Here is a 13,709-nt window from a genome sequence, read left to right on the forward strand (position 1 = left end):
TGTTATGGAAAGCGGAGTCATGCAATTTTTGCTTGCTCTGCTTACACCATAGCTGCTATTTAAGAGGGGGCTATTTTGTGGAGTTTAAACCGACAATGTTGCAGGATCGACTGGCAACATTAGATATTTTACGAGGTATTAGTTTATTAGGTATTTTACTCGTAAATATGTATGCATTTTATTTGCCAATGCCGCATATTGATTTGGCATCTTGGTTTACAACACCATCCGATATCGTTTGGCAGAAAAATTTAGATATTTATGTACAAGGTAGCTTTTATCCACTATTTGCGATGCTATTCGGTTATGGGCTTGCCATGCAGTGGCAAAAAGCACAAAGTCGTGAGCAAAATTTCTATACGCTAGGATTACGAAGACTTTCTGTATTATTTGCCTTTGGTTTAATACATGCCGTACTCATATGGTGGGGCGATATTTTAATGGTGTACGCCTTTTGTGGGGTATTTTTAGTGCTTTTACTACGTTTAAGCCCTATTTGGTTATTGATTAGTGCAATTATCATGAATGGTTTGATGCAAGTTTTTATGTTATTTGTTTTAGGGATTATGGAGTTTAATACGAAGGTGGATGACTATTTAGATATTGTATCTGTTGAGAAGGCGATTACGGCTTATGGGACTGGAAACTGGCTAGATGCCTTTATGCAACGCTTAACAGACTTATCGATGCAAGCAAGTATAGGGATGTGGTTTGCCGCATTGTTTACTATTTTACCATATATGTTAATAGGCGCAGCTGCATCAAAATGGCGTCTAGTAGAGCGAGCAAAAGAATTAAAATGGCTGTGGCTAGCACTTGCCCTTGCCGGATTGATTATCGGCATAACAATCAAAAGTTTGCCTATTATGCTTACACGGACATATTTATTAGATTATTTAAAGGTATACATAGGTGGCCCTATCCTTTCTGTGGGATATATCGCGGTCATAGTGCTACTTTGCCTGCTGCCAATTGTACCTAAGCTACTTAGTCCTTTTGGCAAAATTGGAAGAATGTCGTTAACGATGTATATATTGCAATCCATAATCGGCACGTGTTTATTCTATCAATTTGGCTTTGGTTGGTATGGGAAAGTAAGTGTAGAAACAGGTGTATTCATTGCCTTTGGAATAATTGTTGTACAAATGATCATAGCCGAAATTTGGTTATCAAAATGGAAGCAAGGTCCGTTAGAGGCTTTATGGCGCAAATTAACGTATAAGGAAAAAGGAAAAATATGATAATATATTCCGCTTCACATGCATAATTTATGAAGATATAACAACTTATAAAATTATTGTCGCAAAAGTGAGGCAATTTCTATCATATTGTTGTATCATGTAGAAAAAAGAAGGAGCTCTTTCAATCATGAAAATTTTATCATTCAAATTAGGTGGACATGTAAGCTTTGGACCAAAAGTAAAAAAAGAAGAAGCGGTATGGGATGTACTCGCTATTCAAAATGAACTTCAAGTTCTCCCTTCTTTTTCAAGTTCAATTGTAGATGGCATTGCTTTAGGCTTTGATTTTGTTGAACAGATTCGTAAATTAGTAGAAGCAGCTGAAAAATCAGATCGTGCTAATAGTTTTAAACGTGAATTTACAGAAATCGAGTGGCTTTCACCAATCCCACGAACACCTAAAAATATTATGTGTATAGGTAAAAATTATAATGAACATGCCAAAGAAATGGGTGCAGAGGCAGCACCAACGGAATTAATGGTATTTACAAAATCACCAACGGCTATTGCAGCAGATGGACAAACGCTTTCCATCCATGCGGACCTTTCATCTAAAATGGATTATGAAGGGGAGCTTGCTATCGTTATTGGAAAACGTGGTAAAAACATTCCGAAAAACTTAGCATATGATTATGTTTTTGGTTATACAATTGCCAATGATATAACAGCTCGTGATTTACAAGAGAAGCATAAACAGTTCTTCTTAGGTAAAAGCTTGGAGGGCACTTGTCCGCTTGGACCATACCTTGTAACAAAGGATGAAATTCCGAATCCTCAGGACTTAACAGTAGTCACAAAAGTAAACGATGAAGTACGCCAAAACGGCTCGACGAAGGACATGATGTTCTCAGTTGAAACTTTAGTATCTATCCTATCTGAGCATGTAACACTAGAGCCAGGCGATGTTATTTTAACAGGTACACCAGCAGGAGTTGGTAAAGGCATGAACCCGCCACAATTCTTAAAAGCTGGAGATACAGTAAAAGTATCTATTCAAGGCATCGGTACTTTAGTCAACCATTTTGAATAATAAAAGGGAATCCGTGTGAGTCTTTACTCCGCGGATTTTTTTATTACTCCCTGTGTAAGTTGCTTTCTAGGGAGTTTCTAAGTCGCAAATAGTGTAAATTATGTGAACACTATTGTAATGTTTGAAACCCTTTCCATCGCATGGTAGGATAGAGTTTGATAGAAAAATGAATGAGGTGGGACAAACATGGGTTTTTTAACTAGCCAAACGCATTTGCATATTACTACGTGGGTAGTAGCTATTGTTATCTTTTTAATCGCTGCGCTAATGGGCAAGCAATCAAAAGGCTTACATATGACATTGCGTCTATTCTATGTACTAATTATCATTACAGGTGGGGCATTATTCATTGAAGGCATGAATTACAACATGGGCATGCTTTACGGCTTTAAATTCATAGGTGGTATTCTAGTAATTGGTATGATGGAAATGGTATTAGTACGCCAAAAGAAAAATAAACCAACTGGCATGTTCTGGATTTTATTTGCAGTATTCTTATTGATTACATTGTTCCTAGGCTTCAAGCTACCAATGGGTCAAAATTTCTTAGCATAATATTTGGTGAAAGTCGTGAAGTATGTGCTTCGCGGCTTTTATTTTTTTTAAGCAGATAGCATACTGAAATGGAAGTGAACGGACACCTTTTTGCCGTAATTCGTTCCGCATTTTCGTAAAATCTTTTGAAATGATAGCGACGTGACAGTGTTATTTGGTAAAATGACGATGGATTGGTTTGAAAGAGAGGGAATAACAGTGAAATTCAAGAAGTGGATAAGTGCGACAGCTGCATCACTTTTACTAGCTACTACATTTGTAAGTACTACACCTGTTGCGCATGCGGATGCAAAAGCGACAACATCGATTGCAGAAGAGAGCATCTATGATTTACTCGTTGACCGTTTCTTTAATGGCTCGGGCACAAACGATTTTGATACAAATACGCAAGACCCTTCGAAATTTGCAGGGGGGGATTTTACAGGTCTACAAGATAAATTAAAATTTATCGGTGAAATGGGTTATACAATTGTTTCCATTGGACCTATTTACTCTACAGAAAAATATGATGGATCTATGCCAACAAGCTATTCTACGATTGAACGCCATTTTGGGACTACAGAAGAATTCCAAAGTGTTGTAGAGGCCTATAAAGCTAAAAACATGTCTATCATGGTGGATTTCCCACTCAGTGATGTAAGTCCTAATCATGAATGGGGAAAGGATGCTGCCAAAGCAGACTGGATTGCTTCTACGAATAATGGGCAAATTCAGTGGGATTTATCGAATAAAGACGTGCAAGAAGCGCTTATTCAATCAGCCATAGATTTTGTTTCTACATATGATATTGGTGGGATTCGATTAACCCATATTTCAGATGCTGATACGGATTTTATAAATAACATGATAGCTGCATTAAAAGATACTAAAGCCTCTCTTTATGTCATAACAAATGAAGCGAGCGATGCTGATTTTGATGCAACCTTCTCAACGGAGACAGCAGAAATTTATCGTAATATCTTTAAGAATGTTGATATGGACTCGTCTAAATTAACAGAGCCATTTTCAGGAGAAAAACCGACGCAAATTATGGTAGATTCTCTAGAAACCCACCGTTTTACATTCGATTCTGCGAATGAAAATATGTTCCCGCCTACACGTTTAAAAATGGCTATGGGTGCTTTATTTATGATGCCAGGAACTCCAGTTGTCCAATATGGTACAGAAATTGCGATGAACGGGGAAGCTAAACCTGATACACATCAACTTTATAACTTTAAAACAGATGAAGAATTAATTGATTATATAAAAAATGTTCAAACCTTACGAAATCAGTCTGCCACTCTACGTAATGGTGATTTTAAAGTCATTACAAATGAAAATGGTCTACTTGTCTTTACACGTACTTCGGATGAAGAACAATGGGTAATTATGGTTAATAATACGAGCAAAACACAACGCGTGGACTTAACACCTGAACAACTGGGTGAAGGGAAAATGCTAAACGGGATTTTACATGAGGAAAAAGTTCGTATAAATGAAAAGCAAGTTTATCCAGTTATTTTAGACAGAGAAATGGTAGAGATTTATCAGGTTCGAAATGATGAGGGATTAAACGTGCCGTATATGGTTGCTCTTGGCTTAGTTTGGGTCATCTTTATTGGCTTTGTTGTCATCATCATTAGACGAGGAAAAGTTCGTCGTCAAGAACAAGACGCTTCTTAATAATTTCACAAAGAAAATAGCATGCTAGGAGTCGTCCTAACATGCTATTTTTGTTTTCATTCAGTGAAGTTCAAACAGCTCGGCAATGCCAATCATTCATGGCTTAGCCTTGATAGCTCTTATTCGTGAAGAAGATTGCGATAGTGCCCGGCCCCACATGTGAACCGATCGCTGAGCCAATCATTGTAATTTGAACCGACTGTGGAGAAAAACGCTCCTGAATGGATGCCTTTGCTTCATTGGCAAAGGCCACATCATCACTATGACTAATACCAACAATTTTATTCGTAAAGCTACCTCCACGCTCCTGCATTAAATCCAGCATACGATTAAGTGCTTTTTTACGACCACGTGATTTTTCTATCGGTACAAGCTTGCCATCTTCTACATTTAAAATAGGTTTAATACTTAGAAGACCACCTAAAAAGGCACTAGCCTTTGAGACACGCCCACCCTTAGCGAGGTAGTCCAAATCTTCAACTGTAAATAAATGCTCCATCTGAGGAGCGAAAGCGCTAATTCTAGTCGCTACATCTTCAAAGGAGGTTCCTAAATTTCTAAGTCGAACAGCTTCTTCTACAACAAGTCCATGTCCTAGTGATGCACATTTAGAGTCAATAATGACTAACTTCAATGAAGGATATTGTTCTAATACTTGATTCCGAATCATTTGAGCAGTACTATATGTGCCGGATAATTCTGAAGAAAAGGCAATATAGATACCTTCCTCCTCTTTTTTGGCTAAATCTTCAAAGTGCTTCAAGAAAAGCTCTGGCGATACTTGAGATGTTTTTGGTTGGGCACCTTGACGGATTCCATCATAAACCTCTTTGGAATCAATGGAAATGACATCTTCATATTCTTTGTTGTTCAATTGCACTCGTAAAGGGAGTAGCACGACATCATTTTCTTCATAGTAAGACTTTGGTAAATCACATCCACTATCCGTAAAAATCTTCATTCTCTTGTCCCCCTAATTTCAACTTACTTTTTAAAGCCTGTTTAGCTTTATTCAGTCGGTACTCACTTAAGTCAACCGGAAGGGGTACCACTGAATAAAGTTAAACTGGTAAAAATGGTATAGTAACTTGAAGTTACTACTTAACTATGATAATTTCAAGCGTTCGATGAGTATTTTTGCAATCCCATCCTCATTATTTGTCGTAGTTATTTCATTGGCAATATTTTTAAGGCTTGATATACCATTCCCCATCGCTACGCCAATTCCAGCATATTCAATCATCTCTAAATCATTGTCTTCATCACCAAATGCAATAATGCGTTCACGCGGAATACCTAAATCCTTTGCTACGTGTGCAATGCCTACTGCTTTATTTAAGCCACGGCGAACAATTTCTATAATATGAAGCGGTGCTCCCCAACGACGGTGTTCAATAACTTCAGCGTGTACAGCCTGTAAATGGTCACGAATAATGACAGAATTGGCTTCATTTGCCTGTATCAGTAAACTTGTAGGATTATCTAAGAGATGTGTGTATAAATCCCCAAGTGTAATTTTGGGATTACCCATATTAAAAATATTTAAGATGCGATCATCCTCTGTGTGTACATAAATATCATCTTTTACCTCAGCAATAATATTTTCATACTCATAACTATTAATGGAATGAACGACATCATGGACAACACTTAAATCAATGGGAGTGTGCATATGCTGCCAAGAGGCATTTTTAGGGTGATGCACATAAGCTCCATTAAAATTGACTATTGGTGTTGTAAGCCCAAGCTCATGATAATAAATATCACTAGCACGATATGGACGGCCAGTTGCAATCATCACTTGATGCCCCTGTTCCTTAGCCTGCAATAATGATTTTTTTGTTTTTGAGGAAATTTGTTGTTGGTCTGTTAATAAAGTACCATCTAAATCTAACACGATTAAATGCGGTTTCATAGCTCGTTGCCCCTTTCCTATAGTTTGAATAGTATCTCTTTGTCTTTCATTCGTCAAAATTTTGTCACAGTGAAAAAAGTTTGCTAACATAAAGATGAGACAAGAGTTGGGAGTGACAAGAATGTTTGTAGAAAAAGAAATGTGGGGAAATATTCCTTTATTACATATACATTCAGACAATATGAATGAAGAAACACCGGTAGTGATCTTTTTACACGGCTTTATGAGTGCAAAAGAACATAACTTACACTATGCATATCAATTGGTGCATAAAGGGGTGCGTGTCCTATTACCAGATGCAAAATTTCATGGTGATCGTAACGAAGGCCTAACAGAGATGCAAATGAACTTGAAATTTTGGGACATTGTTATAAATTCTATTCATGAAGTGGAACAATTATATAATGAATTAAAGAATAAAAATTTATTAGCTAATCATAAAGTTGGCCTAGCAGGTACGTCCATGGGTGGTATTGTGACATCAGGCTGCCTTAAGCTTTATGATTGGATTCAAACGGCTGCAATATGTATGGGTGCGCCTGGTTTTATAAAGTTGGGTGAATACCAATTACAGCAATTCATAAAAAGTGGTGTCAATTGGCCCATGACAGAGAATGATGTTCAAAAAATTAATGAGGTCCTAGCTAACTATGATGTTAGTCTAACTCCTGAAAAATTTGCGGGACGCCCGATATTCTTTTGGCACGGTGAATTAGATAAAACCGTCCCTTTCCATGAAACATATAAATTTTATGAAACATTACGGGAATACTATCAAGCAAACCCTGAAAATTTAACATTCATGGTGAATAAAAAGGCTGGACATGTTGTACCACGTGATGGAATGTTGGCAGCAACAGAGTGGCTTGCAGAGCATTTGGCATAATATGATGCATCTGCTATGATAAGGTTAACACTATGATGGAAGGAGAAATGGGAATGGATCAGGATATGAAAGATAGCATGTTAGGTGCATTAGAAAATGTAATTGACCCTGAGCTTGGAATTGATATCGTCAACTTAGGTTTAGTATATGATGTAGATTTAGATGATGAAGGTGTAGCAACGGTTACAATGACGTTAACATCGATGGGCTGTCCACTTGGCCCAGTGATTGTGGATCAAGTGAATACAGCATTAAACGAGCTTCCAGAAGTGAAAAGTACAAATGTAAATATTGTATGGAATCCACCTTGGTCAAAAGACAAAATGTCACGCTATGCCAAAATGGCATTGGGTGTACGCTAATAGTGTCTATTAAAAATCCCTGCTTATTTTTAATAAGCAGGGATTTAGCATGTAACGAATTAATCGATACGGCATACTTGTAATGGACAATTTTCGCAGGCAATCTCATTTTTTAAAAATTGTAAATCATGAATAGTAATAAAGCCTTTGTCAAAAGTCAAAATGTCATGTTTTTTTAAATCATTCAACATGCGATTAATCATTTCACGACTAGTCGCACACAAATTTGCAATTTCCGTATTTGTTAGTTGAAACTCAATAAAAATGGAACCATCCTCTAAAAGCTTACCATACGTATTAGATAGACGAATGAGCGTTGAAAACAAGGCACCCTTTTTTCCGTTTAACACTAAATCACGCAAACGACTCTGATGCTTTAAATTTTCTGTTTGTAGCCACTTCATATATTCCACCATAATCGTAGGCTGTTCTTCCAGTAAATGTTCTAATGACTGCCGACTTAAAACATATAGCGTAGCAGATTCTAAAACTTTTGCAGTCATGGAATTATAGACAAGGTTACAAAATAATGAACCCTCTCCAATGATACTATCAGGACCACATATTCGAATCGTCAATTCCTTCCCAGTTTCGGTTTCTTGACTAATTGATACAACACCCGACTTAATATAGTAAATTTCCTTTGACCGTTCACCTTCTAGAAAAATTTTATTCCCTTTATTTACTTTGATAAAAACACCATGCTTTTGAAAAAGGTCCATAATTTTTTCTAACATATTATCCTTTGAAACCATATCTCCAACACATCGCTTTCTTTTTGTAATAAATGGCGATTATTACAAAAGGACAGTGGATTTTTCGATACTTAAACATAGAAACATACCATTATTATAACGTAAATGTTTATTTATAAGTGTAAAAATTTAGTGCTATTTCTTTGCATAAGAATTGTCGAGTGATGTAAAATAAAGTTAGTCAAATAAGGTCAAACTTTTAAAAAGAACAAGAATGGGTATAAAGATTATGCGAAATAGTAAAGTAAAGGAGTGCTAATTATGCAATTTCAACAAACTGATAATCAAAAGCCATTAGAGCAATTTGGACGTAACTTAATAGAAGAAGTTAAAAATGGCAAAATGGACCCCGTTATTGGGCGCGATGAGGAAATTCGAAATGTCATTCGTATATTAACGCGTAAAACAAAAAATAATCCTGTATTAATTGGTGAGCCAGGAGTTGGTAAAACAGCGATTGCAGAAGGTTTGGCTCAACGTATTGTGAAGGGTGATGTACCAGAGGGCTTGAAAGAGTGCGTGCTATACGAGCTGGATATGAGTGCTTTAATAGCAGGAGCAAGCTACCGTGGCCAATTCGAAGAGCGTTTAAAAGGCGTATTAAAAGAAGTTAAAGATTCAGAAGGGCAAATCATTTTATTTATTGATGAAATTCATACAATTGTAGGCGCAGGCAAAACGGATGGTGCTATGGATGCAGGAAATATGTTAAAGCCCATGCTTGCTCGAGGCGAATTACACTGTATCGGTGCGACTACATTAGATGAATATCGTCTGTATATTGAAAAAGACCCTGCCTTAGAACGCCGGTTCCAACAAGTTCTTGTACGTGAGCCTTCTATTGAGGATACTGTGTCTATTTTACGAGGCTTAAAAGAACGCTTTGAATTACATCATGCAGTACGTATTCATGACCGCGCGATTGTGGCTGCAGCAGAGCTCTCCAATCGTTATATTACAGAGCGATTTTTACCAGATAAAGCGATTGATTTAATTGATGAGGCATGTGCAATGATTCGTACTGAAATTGATTCAATGCCACAGGAACTAGATGCAGTGACTCGTCGTATTATGCAACTAGAGATTGAAGAACAAGCGTTACGGAAGGAAAAGGACGAAGCAAGTAAAAAACGTCTTGAGCAATTACGAGAAGAATTGACAAAGTTGAAAGAGTCTTCTGAGGGGATGAGGCAGCAATGGGAAGCAGAAAAGGAAAAACTACATGAAATTCAGAAAAAACGGGAGACATTAGATAAATACCGTCGTGATTTAGAGGAGGCAGAAAGTAAATATGATTTAAATAAAGCTGCTGAATTACGTCATGGTAAAATACCAACACTTGAAAAAGACATTCAGGAACTCGAAAAAGAATTAGAAAGCGGTGCAGAGTCTCGTATTTTACGTGAAGAAGTGACAGCTGACGAAATCGCCGCAATTGTTTCTCGCTGGACGGGTATTCCTGTGACAAAACTAGTGGAGGGCGAGCGAGAAAAACTATTGCGTTTAAAGGAAACCTTACATGAACGTGTAGTTGGTCAAGATACAGCTGTTCAATTAGTAACAGAGGCTGTATGGCGTGCTCGTGCAGGCATTAAAGATCCGCATCGTCCAATTGGTAGCTTTTTATTCTTAGGCCCAACAGGTGTTGGTAAAACAGAGCTTGCTAAGGCCCTAGCTGCTCAATTATTTGATTCAGAAGATCATTTCATTCGAATTGATATGAGCGAATATATGGAGAAGCATAGCGTGTCTCGATTAGTTGGAGCTCCTCCGGGTTATATTGGTTATGAAGAAGGAGGTCAACTCACAGAGGCTGTGCGTCGTAACCCTTATTCTGTTGTTTTACTAGATGAAATTGAAAAAGCACATCCCGATGTGGCTAATATTTTATTGCAAATTTTAGATGACGGCCGAATTACAGATAGTCAAGGACGTATGGTCAATTTTACAAATACAGTAGTGATTCTAACATCGAATATCGGCTCTAGTTATTTAATGGAGGCAAAAGATGACGATCCAACTGTTGAAGACTTGGTTATGGCTGCTCTCAGACAGCATTTTAAACCAGAGTTATTAAACCGTATGGATGACATTATCTTGTTCCATGCGTTATCAAATAAACATTTTACAGCTATTGCTTGGAAGTATGTGGAGCAGTTAAGGAAACGAGTGGCAGAACAAGAAATTACATTAGCTATTGACCAAGAAGTTATCGATTGGGTTGTCCAACAAGGAGCAGATGCCCAATTTGGTGCAAGACCACTAAAGCGCTTCGTACAAAGACATATCGAAACAGCTGTGGCTAAGGAACTACTACGGGGTGAGGTATTGCCTGGAGAAACATTGCATGTAAAAATGCATGATGGCCATTGTATAGTGGAAAAATAACAGAAAAAACCTGTTTCGCATAATGCGGAACAGGTTTTTTCTAGCTGAATTAATGATGGTCTGCAGCTTCTGGTGTAGGATCGTTTGGAATAATTGCTCCAATAATAAAAATTAAGATGGAGAATACAACTGAAACGATTGCCCCTGTCTTAAAATCAAATGGTGCACCAAGTACAGAGCTGACTACATAGTTTAACATAGAAACTAGTAGGAATGACCATACGAACGTTACGATATATTGCATTAATTTCACCTCAACCGAACTTTTTTCATCATAAGTTTTTACTCATATTCATTATCATATCATAACATAAATCGAAAAAAAATGAATCTTTTATGTGAAACATGGCGAATTTGTCACAACAAATACAAGGTTTTGCATTTAATAATTATCTTGGTTTTGTGAGGGTATTTATTTTGTTAAAGGTTGTTTACAAAAAAAATAGAACCGCTATAGACTTCATACCAAATGAGAGAAGTAATAAGAATACCTTCAAAAGCTGAAAGCTCCCTTTCGATAATAAAGAAATGCCGTGCTCTCAACACATTAATTTTAAATGAACTTGCGTCTGTCCTTTACTATGCGTTATAATTATGACCAGTTACTAATAATTGATAGTAAGAAAGCTGAGGGGTTGCTATATGAACGCTGGTATTTTAGGAATAGGCAAATACGTTCCTGAGAAAGTCGTGACAAATTTTGATTTAGAAAAAATAATGGATACTTCGGATGAGTGGATTCGTACGCGAACAGGCATTGAAGAACGTCATTTTGCGGCAGATGATCAGGAAACTTCAGATTTAGCAGTAGCCGCTGCTAAAGAAGCTATTAAAAAAGCGGGTATTACGCCTGAAGAAATTGGATTAATACTTGTAGCAACTGTCACACAAGATCAAACTTTTCCAAGTGTAGCATGTATGGTTCAGGAACAACTCGGAGCAGTAAATGCTGCGGCGATGGATCAAGCAGCAGCATGTGCAGGATTTATATATAGTTTAGTGACAGCTAAACATTTTGTAGAGGCAAACACTTATAAATATGTCTTAGTAGTAGGTGTTGAAAAGCTGTCAAAGGTTATTGATTGGAACGATCGAAATACAGCTGTATTATTCGGTGATGGCGCGAGCGCAGCCGTTGTAGGTCCAGTTTCTAATGGCAGAGGTATTTTATCATTCGAGCTTGGTGCAGATGGCACGGGCGGTAAAAATCTTTATTTAACAAAACAAGACACAATTGCCATGAATGGTCGTGAAGTGTTTAAATTTGCTGTGCGTCAAATGGGTGAATCAGCTGTCAATGTAATAGATAAAGCAGGATTAACAAAAGAAGACGTAGATTTTTTAGTGCCACACCAAGCAAATATACGGATTATGGAATCAGCTCGTGAGCGATTAGAGCTACCACCAGAAAAAATGTCAAAAACGATTCATAAATACGGAAATACTTCTGCAGCTTCGATTGGTATTTCCTTGGTAGATGAGCTTGAAGCAGGTAAAATTAAAGAGGATGATTTATTAGTCCTTGTTGGTTTTGGAGGCGGCTTAACATGGGGTGCCGTTGCCATGAGATGGGGAAAATAAGTAGGAAAAATGCTTGAGGGGAGTAAGACAATGAGTAAAAGACGAGTAGTAATTACAGGAATTGGCGCAGTTACACCACTAGGAAATAGCATCGAAGAAACATGGGCGAACATTAAAGCTGGTAAATCTGGCATTGGTGAGCTAACACGTTTAAATAAAGATCTTTTTGCAGCGAAAATTGCAGCAGAAGTGAAAGAATTTGATATTGAAAAATATATTGATCGTAAAGAAGCTCGAAAGATGGACCGCTTTACACATTATGCATTAGCTGCTTCAATCATGGCTATGGAAGATGCACAGCTAACAATTGATGAGGAGCTAGCTCCACGTGCTGGTGTTTGGATTGGTTCAGGCATTGGTGGAATGGAAACTTATGAGCAACAGTTTTTAACATTCCAAGAGCGCGGGGCAAGACGAGTTAGCCCATTCTTCATTCCAATGATGATTCCAGATATGGCTTCAGGTCAAGTGTCGATTCATTTTGGCGCAAAAGGTATTAACTCTTGTTCTGTAACAGCATGTGCTTCTGGAACAAATTCAATTGGAGATGCTTTTAAAGTCATTGAACGTGGAGATGCAGATGTCATGATTTCAGGTGGTGCGGAATCACCAATCGTAACGATGGCTGTGGCAGGTTTCTGTGCCAATACTGCACTATCTTTAAATCAAAATCCGCAAGAAGCATGCCGTCCATTTGATAAAAACCGTGATGGATTTATTATTGGAGAAGGCGCTGGTATTGTCATTTTAGAAGAATACGAACATGCAAAAGCTCGTGGCGCTAAAATTTATGCCGAAATTCTAGGCTATGGTGCAACGGGAGATGCTCATCATATTACTGCTCCAGCTCCAGAGGGTGAAGGTGCGGCACGTGCAATGATGCAAGCATTGACAGATGCTGGTGTAGAGCCATCACAAGTTGATTATATTAATGCACACGGCACGAGTACACCATATAATGACTTATTCGAAACGCAAGCGGTTAAAACTGCTTTCGGTGACCATGCTTATAACCTAGCTATGAGTTCTACAAAGTCTATGACAGGACACTTATTAGGGGCAGCAGGGGGCGTAGAAGCTATTTTTACTGCTCTTGCACTTAAAGAAGGTATATTACCACCAACAATTAATTTAACAGATCCAGATCCAGATTGTGATTTAGATTATGTTCCAAATGAAGCGAGAGAAGCAAATATTCAATATGCAATGAGTAATTCTCTTGGTTTTGGTGGTCACAATGCAAGTCTTCTATTTAAAAAATATGAAGCATAAATAGTACAACTAAACTCAAAAAACGTCAGCCAAATTTAATTGGCTGACGTCTTTTTTTA

13 protein-coding genes are annotated in these 13,709 nt (G+C 37.6%); 9 read left to right on the plus strand and 4 right to left on the minus strand.

Annotation, left to right across the window (positions count from 1 at the left end; translation table 11 throughout):
- Nucleotides 1-77: 77 nt before the first annotated feature.
- The 4 genes from A2J09_RS22280 (at nt 78) to A2J09_RS22295 (ending at nt 4,491) form a co-directional block, all read left to right on the plus strand.
- Nucleotides 78-1,241 carry a DUF418 domain-containing protein gene (locus tag A2J09_RS22280; RefSeq protein WP_036160846.1) on the plus strand — a complete coding sequence of 388 codons (1,164 nt, stop codon included), beginning with the start codon at nt 78-80 and terminating at the stop codon, nt 1,239-1,241.
- Between the two features lie 127 nt (nt 1,242-1,368).
- Nucleotides 1,369-2,271 carry a fumarylacetoacetate hydrolase family protein gene (locus A2J09_RS22285; RefSeq protein WP_012292940.1) on the plus strand — a complete coding sequence of 301 codons (903 nt, stop codon included), beginning with the start codon at nt 1,369-1,371 and terminating at the stop codon, nt 2,269-2,271.
- Between the two features lie 186 nt (nt 2,272-2,457).
- Nucleotides 2,458-2,826: a YisL family protein gene (locus A2J09_RS22290; RefSeq protein WP_012292941.1), complete on the plus strand. Its 369-nt coding sequence runs from the start codon at nt 2,458-2,460 to the stop codon at nt 2,824-2,826.
- Between the two features lie 198 nt (nt 2,827-3,024).
- Entirely contained in the window at nt 3,025-4,491 is a 1,467-nt protein-coding gene (locus A2J09_RS22295; protein WP_031418747.1) for an alpha-amylase family glycosyl hydrolase, read from the plus strand.
- Nucleotides 4,492-4,594: 103 nt separating this feature from the next.
- On the opposite strand, the gene A2J09_RS22300 is transcribed toward A2J09_RS22295, so the two are convergent.
- Both A2J09_RS22300 and A2J09_RS22305 read right to left on the minus strand, forming a co-directional pair.
- Entirely contained in the window at nt 4,595-5,452 is an 858-nt protein-coding gene (locus tag A2J09_RS22300; protein ID WP_012292944.1) for a DegV family protein, read from the minus strand.
- A gap of 144 nt (nt 5,453-5,596) precedes the next feature.
- Nucleotides 5,597-6,406 carry a Cof-type HAD-IIB family hydrolase gene (locus A2J09_RS22305; RefSeq protein WP_031418748.1) on the minus strand — a complete coding sequence of 270 codons (810 nt, stop codon included), beginning with the start codon at nt 6,404-6,406 and terminating at the stop codon, nt 5,597-5,599.
- A gap of 121 nt (nt 6,407-6,527) precedes the next feature.
- On the opposite strand from A2J09_RS22305, the gene A2J09_RS22310 reads away from it, so the two are divergent.
- Together A2J09_RS22310 and A2J09_RS22315 are read left to right on the plus strand one after the other, a co-directional pair.
- Complete coding sequence (locus A2J09_RS22310) at nt 6,528-7,292, plus strand: prolyl oligopeptidase family serine peptidase (protein ID WP_031418750.1); 765 nt, start codon at nt 6,528-6,530, stop codon at nt 7,290-7,292.
- Nucleotides 7,293-7,345: 53 nt separating this feature from the next.
- The gene (locus A2J09_RS22315; RefSeq protein ID WP_025116795.1) at nt 7,346-7,654 is read left to right on the plus strand and encodes a metal-sulfur cluster assembly factor; all 309 of its coding nucleotides are present in this window, start codon (nt 7,346-7,348) and stop codon (nt 7,652-7,654) included.
- A 59-nt stretch (nt 7,655-7,713) separates the two neighbouring features.
- Here the strand turns inward: A2J09_RS22315 and A2J09_RS22320 are convergent, their stop codons facing one another.
- Nucleotides 7,714-8,409, minus strand: a complete 696-nt coding sequence (locus A2J09_RS22320) for a Crp/Fnr family transcriptional regulator (protein ID WP_012292949.1) — start codon at nt 8,407-8,409, stop codon at nt 7,714-7,716.
- A gap of 261 nt (nt 8,410-8,670) precedes the next feature.
- Here A2J09_RS22320 and A2J09_RS22325 point away from each other — a divergent pair, with 261 nt between their 5' ends.
- Nucleotides 8,671-10,797 (plus strand): ATP-dependent Clp protease ATP-binding subunit, encoded by a 2,127-nt coding sequence (locus tag A2J09_RS22325; RefSeq protein ID WP_012292950.1) that lies wholly within the window; start codon nt 8,671-8,673, stop codon nt 10,795-10,797.
- A 49-nt stretch (nt 10,798-10,846) separates the two neighbouring features.
- Here A2J09_RS22325 and A2J09_RS22330 read toward each other — a convergent pair whose 3' ends face one another.
- Entirely contained in the window at nt 10,847-11,041 is a 195-nt protein-coding gene (locus tag A2J09_RS22330; protein ID WP_025116798.1) for a YjzD family protein, read from the minus strand.
- Between the two features lie 398 nt (nt 11,042-11,439).
- Here A2J09_RS22330 and A2J09_RS22335 point away from each other — a divergent pair, with 398 nt between their 5' ends.
- Both A2J09_RS22335 and fabF read left to right on the plus strand, forming a co-directional pair.
- Nucleotides 11,440-12,378 carry a beta-ketoacyl-ACP synthase III gene (locus A2J09_RS22335; protein ID WP_012292951.1) on the plus strand — a complete coding sequence of 313 codons (939 nt, stop codon included), beginning with the start codon at nt 11,440-11,442 and terminating at the stop codon, nt 12,376-12,378.
- Between the two features lie 30 nt (nt 12,379-12,408).
- Nucleotides 12,409-13,650: a beta-ketoacyl-ACP synthase II gene (gene fabF, locus A2J09_RS22340; RefSeq protein WP_031418753.1), complete on the plus strand. Its 1,242-nt coding sequence runs from the start codon at nt 12,409-12,411 to the stop codon at nt 13,648-13,650.
- Nucleotides 13,651-13,709: the final 59 nt, after the last annotated feature.

This window comes from Lysinibacillus sphaericus (assembly GCF_001629735.1).
Lineage (GTDB): Bacteria > Bacillota > Bacilli > Bacillales_A > Planococcaceae > Lysinibacillus > Lysinibacillus pinottii.

What these genes read in the sequence shown, in the direction of transcription:
- A2J09_RS22285 (WP_012292940.1), top strand. Translation starts at nt 1,369, where the DNA reads ATGAAAATTTTATCATTCAAATTAGGTGGACATGTAAGCTTTGGACCA.
- A2J09_RS22290 (WP_012292941.1), top strand. Translation starts at nt 2,458, where the DNA reads ATGGGTTTTTTAACTAGCCAAACGCATTTGCATATTACTACGTGGGTA.
- A2J09_RS22300 (WP_012292944.1), bottom strand. Translation starts at nt 5,452, where the DNA reads ATGAAGATTTTTACGGATAGTGGATGTGATTTACCAAAGTCTTACTAT.
- A2J09_RS22305 (WP_031418748.1), bottom strand. Translation starts at nt 6,406, where the DNA reads ATGAAACCGCATTTAATCGTGTTAGATTTAGATGGTACTTTATTAACA.
- A2J09_RS22310 (WP_031418750.1), top strand. Translation starts at nt 6,528, where the DNA reads ATGTTTGTAGAAAAAGAAATGTGGGGAAATATTCCTTTATTACATATA.
- A2J09_RS22315 (WP_025116795.1), top strand. Translation starts at nt 7,346, where the DNA reads ATGGATCAGGATATGAAAGATAGCATGTTAGGTGCATTAGAAAATGTA.
- A2J09_RS22320 (WP_012292949.1), bottom strand. Translation starts at nt 8,409, where the DNA reads ATGGTTTCAAAGGATAATATGTTAGAAAAAATTATGGACCTTTTTCAA.
- A2J09_RS22325 (WP_012292950.1), top strand. Translation starts at nt 8,671, where the DNA reads ATGCAATTTCAACAAACTGATAATCAAAAGCCATTAGAGCAATTTGGA.
- A2J09_RS22330 (WP_025116798.1), bottom strand. Translation starts at nt 11,041, where the DNA reads ATGCAATATATCGTAACGTTCGTATGGTCATTCCTACTAGTTTCTATG.
- A2J09_RS22335 (WP_012292951.1), top strand. Translation starts at nt 11,440, where the DNA reads ATGAACGCTGGTATTTTAGGAATAGGCAAATACGTTCCTGAGAAAGTC.
- fabF (WP_031418753.1), top strand. Translation starts at nt 12,409, where the DNA reads ATGAGTAAAAGACGAGTAGTAATTACAGGAATTGGCGCAGTTACACCA.